The sequence below is a fragment of the Arsukibacterium sp. genome, from assembly GCF_018402695.1.
Taxonomy (GTDB): Bacteria; Pseudomonadota; Gammaproteobacteria; order Enterobacterales; family Alteromonadaceae; genus Alishewanella.
Genome location: NZ_JAGYIM010000014.1, coordinates 41,183 through 59,262 on the forward strand (window position 1 = coordinate 41,183; position 18,080 = coordinate 59,262).

General features: G+C 49.6%; 17 protein-coding genes. 11 read left to right on the forward strand and 6 right to left on the reverse strand.

Annotation, left to right across the window (positions count from 1 at the left end; translation table 11 throughout):
- The first annotated feature begins 166 nt into the window (after nt 1-166).
- From glgC to KG631_RS07215, 3 genes are all read left to right on the forward strand, one after another.
- Nucleotides 167-1,405: a glucose-1-phosphate adenylyltransferase gene (gene glgC / locus KG631_RS07205; RefSeq protein WP_213997393.1), complete on the forward strand. Its 1,239-nt coding sequence runs from the start codon at nt 167-169 to the stop codon at nt 1,403-1,405.
- A gap of 19 nt (nt 1,406-1,424) precedes the next feature.
- Nucleotides 1,425-2,831, forward strand: a complete 1,407-nt coding sequence (locus tag KG631_RS07210; RefSeq protein ID WP_365868402.1) for a glycogen synthase — start codon at nt 1,425-1,427, stop codon at nt 2,829-2,831.
- Between the two features lie 163 nt (nt 2,832-2,994).
- Entirely contained in the window at nt 2,995-3,552 is a 558-nt protein-coding gene (locus KG631_RS07215) for an NAD(P)H nitroreductase (protein WP_213997403.1), read from the forward strand.
- A 75-nt stretch (nt 3,553-3,627) separates the two neighbouring features.
- Here the strand turns inward: KG631_RS07215 and asnS are convergent, their stop codons facing one another.
- Nucleotides 3,628-5,028 carry an asparagine--tRNA ligase gene (gene asnS, locus KG631_RS07220; protein ID WP_213997409.1) on the reverse strand — a complete coding sequence of 467 codons (1,401 nt, stop codon included), beginning with the start codon at nt 5,026-5,028 and terminating at the stop codon, nt 3,628-3,630.
- 103 nt (nt 5,029-5,131) lie between these two features.
- Between asnS and KG631_RS07225 the strand changes: the two genes are divergently transcribed.
- A complete protein-coding gene (locus KG631_RS07225) occupies nt 5,132-5,515 on the forward strand; it encodes a hypothetical protein (protein WP_213997416.1) in 384 nt (127 codons plus the stop codon).
- A 30-nt stretch (nt 5,516-5,545) separates the two neighbouring features.
- Here KG631_RS07225 and bioA read toward each other — a convergent pair whose 3' ends face one another.
- Nucleotides 5,546-6,826, reverse strand: a complete 1,281-nt coding sequence (bioA, locus tag KG631_RS07230; protein ID WP_213997422.1) for an adenosylmethionine--8-amino-7-oxononanoate transaminase — start codon at nt 6,824-6,826, stop codon at nt 5,546-5,548.
- A gap of 114 nt (nt 6,827-6,940) precedes the next feature.
- On the opposite strand from bioA, the gene bioB reads away from it, so the two are divergent.
- The 4 genes from bioB (at nt 6,941) to bioD (ending at nt 10,740) form a co-directional block, all read left to right on the forward strand.
- Nucleotides 6,941-7,993 (forward strand): biotin synthase BioB, encoded by a 1,053-nt coding sequence (bioB, locus tag KG631_RS07235; RefSeq protein ID WP_213997428.1) that lies wholly within the window; start codon nt 6,941-6,943, stop codon nt 7,991-7,993.
- A 77-nt stretch (nt 7,994-8,070) separates the two neighbouring features.
- Complete coding sequence (gene bioF, locus KG631_RS07240) at nt 8,071-9,234, forward strand: 8-amino-7-oxononanoate synthase (RefSeq protein ID WP_213997435.1); 1,164 nt, start codon at nt 8,071-8,073, stop codon at nt 9,232-9,234.
- Nucleotides 9,231-10,058: a malonyl-ACP O-methyltransferase BioC gene (gene bioC, locus KG631_RS07245; RefSeq protein ID WP_301003673.1), complete on the forward strand. Its 828-nt coding sequence runs from the start codon at nt 9,231-9,233 to the stop codon at nt 10,056-10,058. The genes bioF and bioC overlap by 4 nt, the downstream gene beginning before the upstream one ends.
- Nucleotides 10,048-10,740: a dethiobiotin synthase gene (gene bioD / locus KG631_RS07250; RefSeq protein ID WP_213997449.1), complete on the forward strand. Its 693-nt coding sequence runs from the start codon at nt 10,048-10,050 to the stop codon at nt 10,738-10,740. Before bioC ends, bioD begins: the two co-directional genes overlap by 11 nt.
- A gap of 100 nt (nt 10,741-10,840) precedes the next feature.
- Here the strand turns inward: bioD and pepE are convergent, their stop codons facing one another.
- Nucleotides 10,841-11,542: a dipeptidase PepE gene (pepE, locus tag KG631_RS07255; RefSeq protein ID WP_213997464.1), complete on the reverse strand. Its 702-nt coding sequence runs from the start codon at nt 11,540-11,542 to the stop codon at nt 10,841-10,843.
- 167 nt (nt 11,543-11,709) lie between these two features.
- On the opposite strand from pepE, the gene htpX reads away from it, so the two are divergent.
- The 3 genes from htpX (at nt 11,710) to KG631_RS07270 (ending at nt 14,218) form a co-directional block, all read left to right on the forward strand.
- Entirely contained in the window at nt 11,710-12,570 is an 861-nt protein-coding gene (gene htpX, locus KG631_RS07260) for a protease HtpX (RefSeq protein ID WP_213997472.1), read from the forward strand.
- 172 nt (nt 12,571-12,742) lie between these two features.
- The gene (locus KG631_RS07265) at nt 12,743-13,879 is read left to right on the forward strand and encodes an alanine--glyoxylate aminotransferase family protein (RefSeq protein ID WP_213997480.1); all 1,137 of its coding nucleotides are present in this window, start codon (nt 12,743-12,745) and stop codon (nt 13,877-13,879) included.
- A gap of 102 nt (nt 13,880-13,981) precedes the next feature.
- On the forward strand, nt 13,982-14,218 hold the full coding sequence (locus KG631_RS07270; protein WP_213997487.1) for a TIGR02647 family protein: 237 nt from the start codon (nt 13,982-13,984) through the stop codon (nt 14,216-14,218).
- 23 nt (nt 14,219-14,241) lie between these two features.
- Here KG631_RS07270 and KG631_RS07275 read toward each other — a convergent pair whose 3' ends face one another.
- The 3 genes from KG631_RS07275 to KG631_RS07285 are packed head-to-tail and all read right to left on the reverse strand — an operon-like array spanning nt 14,242 to nt 18,022.
- Nucleotides 14,242-16,194 carry a DUF3488 and transglutaminase-like domain-containing protein gene (locus KG631_RS07275; RefSeq protein ID WP_213997495.1) on the reverse strand — a complete coding sequence of 651 codons (1,953 nt, stop codon included), beginning with the start codon at nt 16,192-16,194 and terminating at the stop codon, nt 14,242-14,244.
- Nucleotides 16,188-17,117 carry a DUF58 domain-containing protein gene (locus KG631_RS07280; RefSeq protein WP_213997501.1) on the reverse strand — a complete coding sequence of 310 codons (930 nt, stop codon included), beginning with the start codon at nt 17,115-17,117 and terminating at the stop codon, nt 16,188-16,190. The genes KG631_RS07275 and KG631_RS07280 overlap by 7 nt, the downstream gene beginning before the upstream one ends.
- Entirely contained in the window at nt 17,114-18,022 is a 909-nt protein-coding gene (locus KG631_RS07285) for an AAA family ATPase (protein WP_213997507.1), read from the reverse strand. The genes KG631_RS07280 and KG631_RS07285 overlap by 4 nt, the downstream gene beginning before the upstream one ends.
- Nucleotides 18,023-18,080 lie beyond the last annotated feature (58 nt).

Sequence of the window (18,080 nt, forward strand, 5' to 3'; positions counted from 1 at the left end):
GTTAAAATCTATTGATGGCCACGGTATAGCGAAAGATCACCGACTTAAGTCTGATTTTGCTATTGGCAAGTCACTTTTCTGGTGCTTTATTTGTTAATGCTGCTATCGTGGTATTAGCTTTGCAGTACATTTCCATATAATTACAAAGTCATTACAGGGAGTCTTTATGTCAGGAGTGTTAACTATGGTGTTGGCCGGGGGCGAGGGAACCCGTTTGGCGCCACTTACCGGCATTCGCGCTAAACCGGCGGTGCCATTTGGCGGCAACTACCGGATTGTCGATTTTGTTTTAAACAACTTTGTAAATTCTGACTTGCTGCAGATTTTTGTGATCACTCAGTTTAAATCGCACTCGTTAATGAAGCACTTAGGCCGCGCCTGGCGGGTAAGTGGTTTAACCAACCGTTTTATTGACCCGATACCGGCGCAGATGCAGACCGGCAAGCACTGGTACTTGGGTACTGCTGATGCCATTTATCAGAACTTGCATTTAATAGAAGGGCTGGACCCGGAGCATGTTTGTGTATTTGGTGGCGACCATATTTATAAAATGGACGTGCGGCAAATGCTCGACTTTCATCGCCACAACAAAGCCAAGCTTACCGTGGCGGCGATACCGGTGCCGGTAAGTCAGGCCCATGAGTTTGGGGTAATAGAGGTTGATGAGCACGGTAAAATGATTGGCTTTGAAGAAAAGCCGAAAGAAAACCCGAAAACTATCCCCGGCCGGCCTGATTTTGTGCTGGCGTCGATGGGTAACTATATTTTTGAAGCACGCTGCTTGGTTGAGGTGCTGGAAGAGGATGCTAAAGTTGCCGACTCGAAACATGACTTTGGCCATAATATTATTCCGGGCTTGTATCCGCAGGGTGAAGTGTATGTGTATGACTTCTCCAGCAATCGGATTCGCGGCGAGTCTGAAAGCAGCGCCGGCTACTGGCGCGATGTTGGTACCATAGATTCCTATTATGAAGCTAATATGGACTTAATTTCGATTAACCCGCCATTTGATGTCTATAACCGCTACTGGCCCCTGCGCAGCTATACGCCGCCAATGCCACCGGCCAAATTTGTCCATGATGAAACCAACCGCACCGGTCAGGCGATAAGTTCGATGGTGGCGTCGGGTTGTATTGTCAGTGGTGCTATCGTGTATCAGTCAATTTTGGGCTACAACGTGCATGTGCATAGCCACAGTTACATCGAGAAGTGTGTGCTGATGGGCAACAATGATATTGGCCGTGGTTGCCGTATTCGCCGCGCTATTATCGATAAAGACGTAAAAATAGCCCCCGGCACCATTATTGGCGAAGATCCGGTGCAGGATAAAGCCCGCTTCCATATTTCGCCAGGTGGTGTGGTAGTGATCCCGAAAGGGGCAAAAATCGGTTTTGATGACGCCTGATTAAATTGTTAAGGAACTTGTGTTGCGTATTCTGTTTATTTGTAGTGAATATGAAGGCTTAATAAAAACAGGTGGTCTGGCCGATGCCTGTCGCGGCCTGGCCAGTAGCTTACTGGCCGGTGGCCATCAGGTTAGTGTGATCCTGCCCAGATACGGCGCCTTGTATCAGGTTGAGACAACGGCTGCAGACTCAGTATTTGTCGAGCTGGGCGGCCATACCCTTGGCTGTGCGGTACGTCATACTGACATCGCCGGTGTGTCGGTTTACCTGCTGGAGCATCATGACTTTTTTGCCAGAAGCCGGCCATATGACGATGGCGAGCATGGTTATCAGGACAACCCGCTGCGATTTGCGTTTTTCTGCAAAGCGGTACTGCAGTGGTGTAAAGACCAGCCTGCATTCGACATTTTGCATGGCCATGACTGGCAAACCGCACCGGCGGCGTATTATTTAGCGAATAGCTACCGGCATTATCCTGCACTTGCCAAAACGCCCTTTGTTTTTACCATTCACAACGGTGCCTACCAGCAACAATCTGAGCCGCAATGGGCGTCACAGCTTGACCTGCCACTGCATGGCAATAGCATTAATTTTCTGCAGATAGCACTGCAATATGCAACGAAGATCAATACCGTCAGTCAGGGCTACCGGGATGAGTTATTAACTGAGCCGGCAGCCAATGGTCTCTCGGCCTGGTATCAGCAGCGGCAGGACGATTTCAGCGGTATCTTAAATGGCTGTGATTACCAGCAATGGGATCCGGCCATGGATCCGGCACTGCCGGCAAATTATCAGGCGGCTGATTTAGCCGGCAAGGCGCTGTGTAAACAACAATTGCAACGGGACTATCAGTTAGCCGTAACTGACCAGCCTTTGCTGGTAGCGGTAAGCCGGGTTACCGGTCAGAAGGGCTACGATATACTGATCCCAGCGCTTAAACATCTGTTGGCGAATTATCCGCTGCAAGTGGTGATTGTTGGCAGTGGCGAGGCGCATTATTGCCAGCAGTTACATCAGCTAACAGTAACCTTTGCTGATAAATTTCGCTTTATCGAAGGTTTTAATGAACAATTGGCTCATCAGGTGGAGGCGGCCGGTGACTTTTTTCTGATGCCGAGTTTATTTGAACCCTGTGGCCTGAATCAACTGTACAGTTTACGCTATGGCACCTTGCCGCTGGTGCGGTTAACCGGTGGCTTAAAAGATACTGTTGTACCCTGGCCTGAAAAAAAAGCAACCGGCATTGGCTTTACTGAACCAACGGTTGATGCTTTGCAGCAAGCGTTACGCCAGGCTTTGGCGTTATATCAGGATCAGAAAATGTATAAAAAAATTCAGCAAAATGCCATGGCGCAGAGCTTTGGCTGGGCCGAGGCCGCTAACCAGTACCTGGCGCTGTATCAGCAAGCCAGGCAAGCCAATTGACGGCGCTATTTTAAGCGATATGGCCAGCGGCTGAGCAAACAGTGTGGCTGGCATGATTTTGTCGTGGGCACAGGGTTTAATCTTTGCTAGCCTGCTAGCCTGCTAGCCTGCTGGCCAGAATGTTTACTTATACGTTTACTGAAATGTCTACAGAGGTTAAGTTATGGATGCGTTGACATTATTAACGACACGATACTCTACGCCGCGTTTAACCGAGCCAGCGCCAGAAGGCGAAGCGCTGGCGCTGATTAAAAAGGCGGCTTTAAAAGTGCCTGATCACGGTGGGTTGCGACCGTGGCGCTTTGTTATCGTCACTGGCAAAGAGGCTCTAAACCGGCTGGGAGATGTTTTTGCCGAGGCCGCTATTGAAGATGCGCCCGGTATTTCCCCGGAAATGCACGAACGTGCCAGACAGTTGCCGCTTCGGGCCCCTATGGTGATTGTCTGTATTGCTAAGGTAACGGAACATGCAAAAGTACCAGCTCATGAACAAGTGCAATCTGCTGCCTGTGCGGTAATGGCGATGCAACAGGCCGCGTTTGCCCAGGGCTTCGGTGGGATCTGGCGCACTGGCAGTTATGCCCAGCAGGATTTTGTAAAGCAGTCTTTGGATGTCGGCGAGGATGATGAAATTGTCGGCTTTTTATATTTAGGTACTGCAGCAGCTAATGCGCCGGTGCGCAGCGATCCGGATCCGGAGGCGTTTTTCTCCTATTTTTAAGCTATACCCGCGTACACAGTTTTCAGAAACAACAAACCCGCCATTGGCGGGTTTGTTGTTTTCAGATACACCGTTTTAGAACTCGGCATTACCCGGCGTACGCGGGAAAGCAATTACATCGCGCACATTGCCTACCCCGGTAACATACGACACTAACCGCTCAAAGCCCAGACCAAAACCGGCGTGCGGCACAGTGCCATAACGGCGTAAGTCGCGATACCAGCTGTAGTCTTCTTTGTTCAGGCCCATTTCATCCAGCCGCTTATCAAATTGCTCCAGCCGCTCTTCCCGCTGACTGCCGCCAATAATCTCGCCAATGCCGGGGGCCAGTACATCCATTGCCGCAACGGTTTTACCGTCATCATTTAAGCGCATATAAAAGGCTTTAATGTCTTTCGGGTAGTTCTGCATAATAATAGGCGCGCCCACATGTTCTTCTGCCAGGTAACGCTCGTGCTCAGATTGCAGATCCACACCCCATTCAACCGGGTACTGGAACGTTTTGCCACAGTTTTGCAGAATTTCAATGGCGTCGGTGTAATCCATCCGCACGAAGGAGGAGTCAACCAGCTTTTGTAAACGGCTGATGGCAGTCGGGTCAATCCGCTCGGCGAAGAACGCCATATCGTCGGCACGCTCGGTCAGCACCGCTTTGCACACATACTTCAGCATATCTTCTGCCAGCTGAGCGATGTCTTTTAATTCCGCAAAGGCTACTTCCGGCTCTATCATCCAGAATTCTGCTAAATGACGGCTGGTATTAGAGTTTTCGGCCCGGAAGGTCGGGCCGAAGGTGTAAATTTTTGACATGGCGCAGGCGTAGGTTTCGCCGTTAAGCTGGCCGGAAACGGTCAGATAGGTTTCCTTGCCGAAGAAATCCTGGCTGAAATCAACCTTGCCATTATCTGTTCGCGGCAGGTTTTCTAAATCAAGAGTGCTGACCCGGAACATTTCACCGGCACCTTCGGTATCAGAGCCGGTAATAATTGGAGTACTGATCCAGTAATAACCCTGTTCATGGAAAAACCGGTGTACGGCTTGCGCTAAACAATGCCGTACCCGGGTCACAGCGCCAACCACGTTGGTGCGCGGGCGGAGGTGGGCGTGTTCCCGCAGGTATTCCATGCTATGGCGTTTAGGGGCCATCGGGTAGGTATCCGGGTTTTCCACCCAGCCAACTACGGTGACATTTTCTGCCTGAATCTCATATGCCTGCCCCTGGCCTTCAGAGCGCGCCACGGTGCCGGTAATCATAACTGAACAAGCAGTGGTTAAGCGCTTAACTTCATTTTCATAATTAGCCAGATCTGATGGCACAACGGCCTGCACCGCATCAAAACAGCTGCCATCGTGCACAGCTAAAAAAGAAATACCGGCTTTGGAATCGCGACGGGTGCGGATCCAGCCTTTAACGGTGATCTGTGAACCGGTATCGTACTTACCGGCCAACACATCTTTAACTACGGCGTGCGTCATGCAACAAACTCCAGATGGTGTTATAACTAGGCTATATTTATGAAAGCTGTAATCATACTTTGCCAGAAGCTGAAAACAAGTAAAAGTTGGAAGGAAGCCAAAAATGACAGCATATAACAAAGTGGGGTCAGATAAGGGAGGGCCTGAATTTGAACGGCGGGAAGGGCCTGATTTACTCTGCCGGGCATTTAAGTATCTTGCCGTCATTGCCTGGTTGCTGTTTTTTGCGGCACTGATTGTCAGCCATTATGCCCGGCCGGAAATGGACTCAGGTTTAGTGCGTTATCTCGGGCTGGATATTCGCGACTACTGGCGGCCCCGCTTAACCTTTTGGTTAGTATATTTGCTGTGGGGCAGTGTAGTCGTCAGCGTTGCCAGCCTGTTGCTTAACCGGATGCGCTTAAAGCGCCGCAGCGACCATTTGCATTTCAATATTATTTTGTTATTGCTTAGCGCCAGCGGTATGTTGTTTTATATTTTGCGCTAGTCCGTCATATAAGCCCAACCCTGCATCTTATTAACTGCCGCAGCGTGTAGCCACATTCACCATGGCGGCGCTAAGCTTGCTTAACTGGGCAGGGCTGATAATAAAGGGCGGCATAATATAAATAAGGTTATTAAATGGCCGGATCCAGACGCCCAGTTCAACAAACTGTTGCTGTAACCTGGCAACATCTACTTTCTGCTGCATTTCCAGCACGCCAATGGCGCCTAACACCCGGACATCTTTTACTGCAAGTAGATTTTTACACGGTGCCAGCTCCTGCTGCAGCTGCTGCTCAATCGCTGCCACCTGTGCCGGCCAGTTATTGTCACGAATCAGCTTAACACTGGCATTGGCCACCGCACAGGCCAGTGGGTTCGCCATAAAGGTCGGGCCATGCATTAAACCACCGGCCGCACTCAGGCTGATGCCCCTGGCCACTTCATCGGTACATAACGTTGCGGCGAGCGTAATATAGCCACCACTTAATGCTTTACCCAAACACATGATATCCGGGGTAATACCGGCATGTTCGCAGGCAAACAGTTTACCGGTACGGCCAAAGCCGGTGGCAATTTCATCGGCAATCAGCAATACGTTGTACTGATCACACAGGGCCCTGGCCTGACGCAGATATTCCGGATGATAAAAACGCATACCACCATAGCCCTGTACGATGGGTTCCAGAATTAGCGCAGCAATCTGGTGATGCTCCTGTGCCAGCAGTTCAGCTAAAGGCTGCATATCTGCCGGATCAAACGCTGCATCAAAGGGACTATGCGGCGGTGGCAGAAAATAATGCTGGTTTAAAATGCCGCTAAACATGTCGTGCATACCATCAACCGGATCGCACACTGCCATCGCTGCAAAGGTATCACCATGATAACCTTTACGCAGGCTGATCAATTTGGTTTTGGCTGGCGTGTCGCTCGCCAGCCAGTACTGCAATGCCATTTTAATCGCCACTTCAACCGCGACCGAGCCGCTGTCAGCCAGAAACACTTTGGTTAAATCTGCCGGTGTTATTTCAACCAGTTGCTGACATAAGCTGACCGCAGGCTGATGGGTGATCCCGCCGAACATCACATGCGCCATTTGCTGTAATTGCTCTGTTACCGCCGCATTTAATGCCGGATGGTTATAGCCATGGGCGGCAGCCCACCAGGAGGAGGTGCCGTCAATCAGCCGCTGGCCATTTTCCAGAATTAATTCACAGCCTTCGGCCCGGCTGACCGGATAAACCGGCAGCGGGTCTAGCATAGAAGTGTAGGGGTGCCAGATATGCTCACGATCGAACTCTAAGTTAACGGCCATAATCAATGCTCAAAAAATAATCAGTAGTAAAGTTTTTGTTGTGGTCGGCGTTGACAAGTTGCAACCGCTGGTTAGACTAGCCCAAAAACCGCATAACAACAATGGATACACCTTATGCAAGCTGCTGCCACCACTCAGGTTCGTCATAACTGGACCCTAGCCGAAGTTAACGCCTTATACGCAATGCCATTTAATGACTTATTGTTCCAGGCGCAAACCATTCATCGCCAGTTTTTTGCGCCTAACGAGGTTCAAATAAGTACCTTGTTATCAATTAAAACCGGCGCCTGTGCCGAAGACTGTAAGTATTGCCCGCAAAGCGGCCATTACAACACCGGGCTGGAACGTGAGCGCTTGTTGGAAGTTGAAAAGGTCCTGACCCAGGCCGCGGCCGCGAAGGCACAGGGCGCCAGTCGCTTTTGTATGGGCGCCGCCTGGAGTAACCCAAAGCAGCGTGATATGCCTTATATTATTGAAATGGTAAAAGGTGTAAAAGAACTGGGTTTGGAAACCTGTATGACACTGGGGATGCTGGATAATAGCCAGGCGAAGACGCTGGCCCAGGCCGGGTTAGATTACTACAACCACAACCTGGACACATCGCCAGAGTTTTATGGTGAAATTATCACTACCCGTACTTATCAGGACCGCTTAGATACCTTAAGCCACGTGCGTGACGCTGGCATGAAAGTATGCTGCGGTGGCATAGTGGGTATGGGAGAGAGCGCGAATGATCGATCGGCGCTTTTAATGCAGCTGGCAAACTTGCCCGAGCATCCGCAAAGTGTGCCAATTAATATGCTGGTAAAAGTACAGGGCACACCGCTGGAAAATGTTGATGATTTAGACGGTTTTGAGTTTATCAGTACTATTGCCGTCGCCCGGATCATGCTGCCTCAAAGCCATGTCAGGCTATCAGCTGGTCGCTCACGAATGAACGAGCAAATGCAGGCGTTATGTTTCTTTGCCGGTGCTAACTCGATTTTTTACGGCGATAAATTACTGACCACCGATAACCCCGAAGCCAATGCCGATATGCAACTGTTTGCCAAGCTGGGTATTAAGCCGGAGCAACGCACTGATGTGTCAGATGAGGCGCACGAGCTGGCGTTAGCGGATGCCCTTAATGAACAGGCCAATCCGCCGCTGTACCATGCCGTTCAGTAGCGTGCTGCTTATTAGAATGCGGCCCAGTAGCATGCAGCGCAGTAAAAACAGTGCAGTAGAAATGCAGTGCAGTAGCCATGTCGCAAATTAAGCTGGCGCGGTTGCAGCACGCTCTCGCTGAGCGTGCTGAGAAGAACTTATTACGCCAACCCGTCACCTTAGATAACTACAATGGCCGTTTAATCACCATTAACGGCCAGCAGTACCTTAACTTTTCCGGTAATGATTACTTAGGGCTGGCGACAGCGCCTGAGGTACTGCAGGCCTTTGCTGAAGGGGCGGCGCACTATGGCGCAGGAAGTAGTGGCTCGCCACTGGTAACCGGCCAACACAAAGTACATCAACAATTGTCCGACATGCTGTGCGACTGGCTTGGAGTAGAGCGGGCACTGTTGTTTTCATCCGGATTTGCGGCGAATCAGGCAATGCTGTTAACCCTGGCCGATAAGCAGGACCTGCTGTTACTGGATAAACTCAGCCATGCGTCTTTGATTGATGCCGCACTTTGTAGCAAGGCTGACTTAAAACGCTTTGCTCATAATGATTTAAGCTCGCTTAGCAGCCTGCTTGAGCACCAATCGGCAGATGCTCTGCAGCCGATGGTGGTGACTGAGGGCGTATTCAGCATGGATGGCGACGGCCCTGATTTGCCGGCGCTGCTGGCGCTGTGTCAGCAACACAAGGCACCGTTATTACTGGATGATGCGCATGGCCTGGGAGTGCTTGGGCCTGAAGGCAGTGGCAGTGCGGCAGCGCAAGGTATTGCGATTAGCGACCTGTTTTGCCTGATGGCCAATTTTGGCAAAGCCCTGGGAGTAGGGGGGGCTTTTGTTGCCGGCAGTAAAACGGTAATAGATTATCTGGAACAATTTGGCCGCCATTATATTTACAGCACGGGCTTATCACCGGCCCTTTGCGCAGCGGTTATTAAAAGTATTGAATTGTGCCGTAGCCAGAGCTGGCGACGCGAGATACTGCAGCAAAATATCAGCTTGTTTCGCCAGTTAGCGGCTGAGCTGCCGCTATTAGTATCCGACACAGCGATTCAGGGCGTGGTGCTGGGCAGCAATCAGCGGGCACTTACCGCCAGCAAAAAGCTAAAGCAGGCCGGGATCTGGCTGAGCGCTATCCGGCCACCAACCGTGCCCTCTGGCAGTGCCCGCTTAAGAATAACCCTTAGCGCTCAGCATACTGCGCAGGACATCAGGTTACTGGTACAGCAGTTAAGGCAGACAGTATGATGAGCTCTGAGTTAATTACCCCGTCAGTGGCTGCACATCAGGCGCCGCATGAAACCCACTTTGTGAAACAGGTCGCAGCCAGTTTTGGTAAAGCCTGTGACAGTTACTTAGCTGCTGCAAGGTTGCAACAGCAGGTAGCACGGGATGCACTGGCCATGCTGCCTGTGATTCAACAAGGCCAGTTGCTCGATTTAGGCTGTGGCCCCGGTTGGATCCACCCTGAATTCAGCGAGTACTGTACTGGTTTTACGGCAGTTGACTTAAGCGAAGGTATGCTGGCCAAAGCCAGTAGCCAGCAGCAGGCAAGGGCTTATATTCAGGCTGACGCGGCAGCACTACCGCTGGCCGCAGAGCAATTTGACAAGGTGTTCTCCAGCTTAATGTTGCAGTGGTGTCCGAGGCCTGCAGCTGTATTAGCCGAAGCCGCCCGGGTGCTGGCACCCAGCGGCCAACTGGTTATCAGTACGCTGGTGCAGGGCACCTTATATGAGCTGCAAGGCGCCTTTGCAACCTTGGATCAGCATTCGCATATCCACCCATTTTTGCCTGAAACAGCGCTTATTGCTGCAGCTAACCAGTTGCCGGGTATTAACTGGCAGTTTGAACGTCGTAGTTACCCTTTGTATTACCCTAATGTGCAGAGTTTAGCCCGTGAGTTAAAAGCGTTAGGAGCAAATCAGTTAGCCGGACGCAGCCAGACAGGCTTAACCGGAAAAGGCTACTGGCAAAAACTAGCAGCAGCTTATGAGAAGCACCGCCGCAGTGAGGGCTTGCCAGCCACTTATCAGGTATTGTTTATTCGTGGAGAAAAGTATGGCCGTTAAATCGTTGTTTGTTACTGCCACAGACACCGATGCCGGCAAAACCTTTGTCAGCTGTCTGTTGTTACAGGGTTTAGCCAAGCTCGGTGTGGCTGCCGCAGGGGTGAAGCCTATAGCTGCGGGGGCTGACGAGCATAATCAGAACGGTGACGCGTTACTGTTAAGGCGCCATTCTGGTATCGCGTTACCTTATCGGCAGGCAAACCCGATATGCTATCAGGCGCCGGTAGCGCCGCATCTGGCGGCGGAAATTGAACAGCAACCGATCAGCGAAGCAACGCTTGATGATGCGCTTAACAGCTGGCAACAATTGCCACTGCAGCAACTATTAATTGAAGGTGCGGGTGGTTGGTTATTACCCATCAGTGATCAGCGCTATCTGGCTGACTGGGTAGGGAAACAGCAGTTACCGGTACTGCTGGTTGTTGGCATGAAACTGGGCTGTTTAAACCACGCCATGTTAACCGTGCGAGAGATTGCCCGCAGTGGCTGTGAGCTGGTGGGCTGGATGGCTAATTGTGTCGACCCGGAGATGGCGTTGTCAGAGCAGAACATAGCTGATCTAAAACAACGGATCCCGGCGCCTTGTCTGGGTGTGGTGCCTTATGCACCGGATGACGTGGAGCAAGTTGCGTTGAATTTAGCTAAGGATCTCCTTAAGACTTCAGGTTGCAACACACGCTAAGCTCGCCACAGCAACTCGCTACCGCTCAGACACTCTGTGGCGACTGAGCATGTATTCCAACCTTCGTTTTTATCACCTGCTTTTTTTAAATTCGTTATTTTCAAATAAAAAAATGCGATAAATCACTATTCTCCGCTATCGCCGTTTTATCACCGCCTTTAAATAGATAGCCGCCGTCACTGCCCAGCAGTGTCAGCTTATCGCCACTGCATTTTAGGGCAGTACCTTCTGGTAGCGCAATTATCGGTGTGGTGGGGTTTAACACCATAAATTCGGCCAGGCGCATATCCCGGGTTTCACCATGAAAACCTGCTGGTTTATAGTCACTGTAGTGTGGGTTTAACTGCACTGGCAACAGGTTTAATGCATCAAACGATTCCGGCTCAACGATCGGCATATCATTGGTGGTACGGATAGTGGCGCCGGCGATATTTGAGCCGGCACTCCAGCCAATATAAGGTATGCCATTGGTTACGCGTTGCCTGATTAAATGCACGATATCTTGTTGATATAGCTTATGAAGTAGCTGAAAAGTATTACCACCACCCACTGCTATTGCCTGGGCGTCGCTAATTGCTGTTTTGGGATCAGTGTACTGGTGCAGGCTGGTCACTTTTATTGATAACGGAGCCAGTGCGCTGGCCACTTGCTGAAGGTAGTTATCGTCAGTAATGGTGACGCCGGCATAGGATATAAAAAGCAACTCATCGATCCCGTGTAACTGCGTTTTAAGCCAGGCCATATAGGGCGCCAGATAATCGCTGTTGTTGGCGCGGGAGCTGCTAAGTAAAAGTAATTGCATCAATACCTCTGGTCTTAAGCGGTTGTAACAGTTGGTCATTGTAGCGAAAAGTGTTCAGTCACACATGTTTTCTTACACTTTACCTTATAAATTACCGCGGCACTTAATTTGAAATTCAGCTTGCTGCCCATATATTGATAGCAGTTAAGTCACTGAGGTAGAGTTATATGAAAAGAGTTTTGCTGTTTCTGGCAACGAACCTGGCGGTTATCGTAGTACTGAGTATTGTACTTAATATCGTTTTCAGTTTTTTGGGGATTGATCACAGTAGCATCAGCGGGCTGCTGGTCTTTGCGGCCATTTTTGGTTTTGGTGGCTCTTTTATCTCTTTAGCGTTGTCAAAATGGATGGCGAAACGCTCCACCGGTGCCGTGGTCATAACTCAGCCGCGCAATGCCACCGAGCAATGGCTATTGCGTACAGTAGAGCGCCAGGCCAAAAAAGCCGGTATTGGTATGCCGGAAGTGGCTGTATATGACTCGCCTGAGATGAATGCCTTTGCTACCGGCATGAATCGCAATGATGCGCTGGTGGCGGTAAGTACCGGTTTGTTGCGCAATATGAAACAAGATGAAGTGGAAGCTGTCCTGGCGCATGAGGTATCGCACATTGCCAATGGCGACATGGTAACCCTGACACTGATCCAGGGGGTGGTTAATACCTTTGTTATCTTCTTCGCCCGGCTGATTGCCGGTGCTATCCGCAACAATAACCAGCAGCTGGGCACCTTTGCCTATTTTGGTATCGTCATTGTCCTGGAAATTGTATTTGGCTTTCTGGCCAGTATTATTGTTATGTGGTTCTCACGCCAGCGTGAATACCGGGCAGATGCCGGTGCCGCACGTTTAGAAGGCCCCGATAAAATGGTTGCAGCACTGGAACGGCTGAAGCATAACCATGAAAGCCGCTTAGAGGGTAGCTTAATGGCCTTTGGTATTGCCGGTAAAAAACCGAAATCAGAGCTGTTGTTAACGCATCCGCCGCTGGAAAAACGGATTGAAGCCCTGCGTAACCGCCGCGAATTTTAATTATTGATCTCTGGTATATAGCAACAGGCCCCGTTAACGGGGCCTTGTTTTTTCTTCGCCGTTGGCCGCCATATGCCATTATTAATCTTTTGAATAGCGGCAATAGCCGAACAACACTGGCATCAGCTGTTAGTTTTGCTAAGGTAAGCAAAAATAATTAGCCGGAGTTGCTATGTTACCGCCACCTAAAATAGAAAGCTTTAACCCACCACGCCGTATTCTGATGGGCCCGGGGCCGTCTGATGTATATCCGCAAGTGTTGGCTGCGCAGGCCCGGCCAACGGTTGGCCATTTAGACCCGCTGTTTATCGGCATGATGGATGAACTGAAACAATTATTGCAATACGCCTTTCAAACGGAAAATGAAATGACCATTGCTGTTTCTGCACCGGGTAGTGCCGGCATGGAAACCTGCTTTGTCAATTTAGTTGAACCGGGCGAGAAAGTAATTGTTTGCCGTAACGGCGTGTTCGGTGAGCGGATGCGCCAGAATGTTGAGCGCTGCGGTGGTGTTGCAGTATGTGTTGATAATGCCTGGGGTGAACCAGTAAGCCCGCAACAGGTTGAGGATACGCTAAAACAGCATCCTGACGCCCGCTTTCTGGCTTTTATTCACGCCGAAACGTCGACCGGCGCGTTAAGTGATGCCAAAACCCTGTGCGCGTTAGCCAAACAGTATGAGTGTATCTCTATCGTCGATGCCGTCACGTCTTTAGGTGGAGTGGAACTGCGGGTGGACGAGTGGGGTATTGATGCCATTTATTCCGGCAGCCAGAAATGCCTGTCGTGCGTGCCAGGTTTGTCACCGGTGTCATTTTCTGAAAAGGCGGTTGCCAAAATTCAGCAGCGCAAAAGCCCGGTGCAAAGCTGGTTTTTAGATCAAAGCCTGGTGATGGCTTATTGGAGCGGTCAGGGTAAGCGCAGTTATCACCATACGGCACCGGTAAACAGTTTATATGCCCTGCATGAAGCCTTACTCTTACTGGCCAATGAGGGATTGGAGCAAGCCTGGCAGCGGCACCGTGCTATGCATCAGTTACTGGCTGACGGTTTAACTAAACTTGGGCTGGAATTTGTCGTGGCAGAGCCTTACCGGTTGCCGCAGTTAAATAGTGTTTATATTCCAGCAGGGGTAGATGATGCTTTGCTTCGTCGTACCCTACTGAATGAATATAATCTGGAGATTGGTGCCGGCTTGGGCGAACTGGCTGGCAAAGCCTGGCGTTTAGGATTAATGGGCTATGGTGCCCGTCGTGAAAACGTGGCGCTGTGTATTCAGGCACTCACTGAGCAACTTACCGGGAGTTAAGATTATTATGGTGCAGTCTTTGGCCAATTTTCTGTAGAAAAGGCTGCCAATATTTGTCGATAACGGCTATCTTAAATCTGTTAATAACAGAGGACGTATGCTATGCCGGTAACCGCTGAGCTAAATGCTGAGATAAAAATTCTTAATTTATATAATCTCGATTCACAGATGGAAGGGTTAAAAGTACATAAAGATGCTGATAGCGAAACCCGTGCGGCAATTGCCCGACTACATCAGAAAGGGTTGCTTACTCAGAGTGACGGTGGCTATCTGACTGATCTGGGCGTGCACTGTGCGGAGCATATTCAGACCGCCATGCGTATTTTAACTAATCGTTAGACAATTCACAGTTTACTGAGCAATCACGCACTGGTCTGTTTTTCAGGCCAGTTCAGCCTGGCCAATGTGCTGGCATTTTGCTTTAAATGTTGTTCTAACTGCAGTAGCGCTTGCTGATCATCGGCATATACTGCACGCTGATATAACATATCTATTTTGCCAAGCAAATTGGCGTCTGCCAGATTATGCGCTTTCAGTTCAGCAATAAACTGGCTGAAATGCTGACCTGCCGGCTTATTGGCCAGCACCTTGCCAAAGTAGCGTCTGACAAGCAGTACCGGGGCTGCAAATTCTGCTGGTTGTCGTTGTAAATGCAGATACCACCATAGTATCAGTACAGTTATCAGCAACGTACCAAGCAATGCCAGCAACTTACCGGCAGCTTTTAGCTGTTGCCACAGGTTGTGCTGCTGATTGTCATCGAAACCAAGGACCCATACCGACCAGTAATAATCCAGATGCAGCAACTGCTGACTAAGATAATTAAAGGCAGACAAGCGACGCCAGTTGGCTTGCAACTGATCTTGCTCATCGGCAGAAAGCGCCGCATCGAGGCCAGCCAGTACCCGCTCAGGTGCGATAACGGCTGTGGGGTCAAATCGCTGCCAGCCGTTATTATCGTAGTATTCTACCCAGGCATGCGCCTCCCGTTGTCGCACTTCGAGATATTGTTGTTCTTCATGCCATACCCCGCCCTGATAGCCTCCTACAACTCTGGCGGGCACACCCGCTTCGCGAAGTAATACGGCAGTCGCTGAGGCATAGTGGCTGCAAAAGCCGGTACGGCTATCAAATAGGAAGGCATCTATACTGTTCTCCCCCAGACCGGGCGGATTCAAACTGTAAAAATAAGGCTGTTGCCGGAACATTTCACTTATTTGGTCAATTAAGCCAGCGGTGGAGCTGGCTTTGCTGGTGAGTTCCCGCGCAAGTGCTTTCGTTTTCGGATTCGCACTGACCGTACGGCTATTTAACCGTTGTTCCAGCGCAATATCTTCTGGCACCGCTGACAATATACTCGTTAACTGATAACTAAGACGCTGACTGACAGGACGCCTGGCCTCAACTAAATAAGCAGATGCCGGTCTCACGACACTGGTATATTGGACCGGCATACCAAGTGCAAACAGGCTGCGTTGATTACTAACCTCAGCAATAATCTGATAGCTAAGCGTCCGCTCAACATTGTTGTTAACTGGTTGCCGACTAGCCGGTTGCCTCCGCTCAAAGCGTTGATTAACAGTCCAGCTACGGCCATCAAAATCTTCATACACTTTTGCCCGCCAGTACAATTGTTGGCGCGGTGGTAACGAGTCTTCGAATATCGCCCGAAATGCCAACTTATCGCTTTGCACCAGGTTTTCAATGCTGCCCGGATCAAGGCTGTCTGCCAGGCCGGTGACTGCTGTTTCAGCAGTCGGGATCCGCCACAATGGTTGTAAGCGTGGAAACAACAAAAACATGGAAATCCAGATTGGCAATGTGAGCAGGATAGCTTTGCCCAGTTGCAGCAGCTGAATTTTATGTTGTTTACTGGCATACAATTGATAATGGCTGTACAGCGTGAACATTAGAAGAGCCAAGATAAGCAGGCTGACCAGCATGCTTTGATAAAAAATAAAACAGCATGCTAAAAGGAAGTAGAGCACCCATAACAGCTGATGGCTGTCATGGCGCTGATGAATAAGCACCAGCCGGCAGGTGGCTGATAGCAGTAATATTTGGATCATAAAATGAAACACGCCACTTTGCTTAATGCTGATAAGTAGTAGCAACAGGATCGATGCTGCAATAATATTAATACGTTTTAATTTATTAACTTTTGAACTGCTTTGCTGCAATGGCCAGCGGTACAGCAACAACACTACTAGAATGGCGCTATACCATAATGGTAGTGCCTGATGCAGCAGCACTATCACTGCTATCAGAATGGCATAGAAAGAGAGTAACGCTTGTCGGCTCAATAGCACTAACATAGTGCCATCTCGCGAAGGCAGCGTTCCAGGTGCTGTTGGCCACACGATGGGCTGATGCTCTTGTTGTTAATTCGCAGGCCGTAAGGCTTACTGCGCTGTTCTAGTTGCAACATCAGGTAACAGGCCTTCGATAGCGCGACTTCAAGTGCAGCACCGCTGACTGCGGGTATGTTGATCCAGTCAGGCTCTGGTTGTGGACTAGTCGGTGCATGTTTTACCACCGGAGTTGCCGGGTCACGTGCCAGTCGTTTCCACAACATTAATTTAAGACTATCGCCAGCCTGATAGCTGCGGATCGTATCGTAATCATCAGCTAGCTGATTTTTGTTGCCGCTGTTTTCACCAAGGCTGTTTATTGCCTCGGTAGCCAAAGGTTTGGGAAAAACCCAATAATGATAATCTAGATTAAGCATACTTTTGCAATTGAACAAACCAAAAGGATAATAGCTAATGACCGAGAGTCGGGGTAATGGAAAATAGCCCCGATGTTCAGTGACCAGCGGCACCATAACCTGCTGACTGTTATCAGCAACAAAAGTCTGTTGGTGCTGTTTGAAATAACATTGAAGCTGCTGACGTGGCGTGGTTGCATGCAACGTTACCGGCACCATTAACGTTTCTGTTGCATAAGCGCTGAGAACCGGGGCGCAACTTACTGTTATGTTATGCAAATTACGCCAGGCTAACGTTAGCGCTAATAATAATACCGACACAAGCATATAGCTCATTAACAATATTAAATTGTTTTGGTAATTGGTGCCCAGTAGGTAAAGCAGAACCAGCAATAAAATGTACCACAGACCAAACCGGCTTGGCAGAATATAAATAATTTTCTGAGTTAAGGTTACCGCTCTGGCTTTGGGCTGCCGTTTATCCAGCCAGTGATTAAACCATTGGGTTAATCGGCTTTTGAGACTTTTCATAGCGGACAGTCAGTTTGCTCAAGTAGTATCTGACTAAGACTGTGACTGGCAGCGCTGGAACGTGGGTCTAACCGATGCTCAGCTACTGACGGAAACACCTGCTGCACATCATCAGCGCTGGTAAAATCTCTTCCTGCAAGCATCGCATGGGCTCTACTGGCACGTAATAATGCTTTAGACGCCCTGGGTGACAAGGGTAGCATGTCGTTGCGATTGCGACTGGCATCAACCAGGCTTAGCAGATAATCAATAACCGCATCACTGACCTTCACAGCGCTCACCTGTTTTTGCAGATTTTTAAGCGTATCACTATCCAGCTGTTGAGTTAAAAACTGTAGCCGTGAGCCTTTGCTGTCATCGACCAGTAGTTTATGTTCTGCTGCACGGTCAGGAAAACCCAATGACAAACGCATTAAAAAGCGATCCAGCTGTGATTCAGGTAACGCAGAGGTACCAGCATGAAATAATGGATTCTGGGTTGCGATAACAAAAAAAGGACTTGGTAAAGGCCGGGTTTCTCCGTCAGTACTGACCTGACGCTCCTCCATTGCTTCTAATAAGGCACTTTGAGTTTTTGGGCTTGCCCGGTTTATTTCATCAGCGAGTAATACTTGCGAGAATACCGGACCTGGCTGAAAATGAAATTGTTGTGACCGGACATCATAAATGCTCATCCCGGTTAAATCGGCCGGCAACAAATCACTGGTAAATTGCACCCGGCGATAACTTAAGCCGAGGCTGTTAGCCAGTGCGTGGGCGAGGGTAGTTTTGCCCAGCCCCGGTAAATCTTCTAGCAATAAATGGCCTTCAGCCAATAAACAGCATAGTGAAAGTCGAATTTGCTGTTGTTTGCCAAGAATAACCTGATTAAGGCTTTGTTCGACTTGATGTAGTTGCGCTAACACGCCTTCTCCTTACTGCTGAAATTATTCTGCGGCTAATACCACATGACCGGACGGGATT

Excerpts from the sequence above, each read along its gene's own strand:
- asnS (WP_213997409.1), bottom strand. The coding sequence starts at position 5,028 with ATGACGCACGCCGTAGTTAAAGATGTGTTGGCCGGTAAGTACGATACC.
- KG631_RS07280 (WP_213997501.1), bottom strand. The coding sequence starts at position 17,117 with ATGAAAAGTCTCAAAAGCCGATTAACCCAATGGTTTAATCACTGGCTG.
- bioF (WP_213997435.1), top strand. The coding sequence starts at position 8,071 with ATGTCGCAAATTAAGCTGGCGCGGTTGCAGCACGCTCTCGCTGAGCGT.
- bioC (WP_301003673.1), top strand. The coding sequence starts at position 9,231 with ATGATGAGCTCTGAGTTAATTACCCCGTCAGTGGCTGCACATCAGGCG.
- bioA (WP_213997422.1), bottom strand. The coding sequence starts at position 6,826 with ATGGCCGTTAACTTAGAGTTCGATCGTGAGCATATCTGGCACCCCTAC.
- pepE (WP_213997464.1), bottom strand. The coding sequence starts at position 11,542 with ATGCAATTACTTTTACTTAGCAGCTCCCGCGCCAACAACAGCGATTAT.
- KG631_RS07270 (WP_213997487.1), top strand. The coding sequence starts at position 13,982 with ATGCCGGTAACCGCTGAGCTAAATGCTGAGATAAAAATTCTTAATTTA.
- glgC (WP_213997393.1), top strand. The coding sequence starts at position 167 with ATGTCAGGAGTGTTAACTATGGTGTTGGCCGGGGGCGAGGGAACCCGT.
- bioB (WP_213997428.1), top strand. The coding sequence starts at position 6,941 with ATGCAAGCTGCTGCCACCACTCAGGTTCGTCATAACTGGACCCTAGCC.
- KG631_RS07225 (WP_213997416.1), top strand. The coding sequence starts at position 5,132 with ATGACAGCATATAACAAAGTGGGGTCAGATAAGGGAGGGCCTGAATTT.
- htpX (WP_213997472.1), top strand. The coding sequence starts at position 11,710 with ATGAAAAGAGTTTTGCTGTTTCTGGCAACGAACCTGGCGGTTATCGTA.
- KG631_RS07215 (WP_213997403.1), top strand. The coding sequence starts at position 2,995 with ATGGATGCGTTGACATTATTAACGACACGATACTCTACGCCGCGTTTA.
- KG631_RS07265 (WP_213997480.1), top strand. The coding sequence starts at position 12,743 with ATGTTACCGCCACCTAAAATAGAAAGCTTTAACCCACCACGCCGTATT.
- KG631_RS07275 (WP_213997495.1), bottom strand. The coding sequence starts at position 16,194 with ATGTTAGTGCTATTGAGCCGACAAGCGTTACTCTCTTTCTATGCCATT.
- bioD (WP_213997449.1), top strand. The coding sequence starts at position 10,048 with ATGGCCGTTAAATCGTTGTTTGTTACTGCCACAGACACCGATGCCGGC.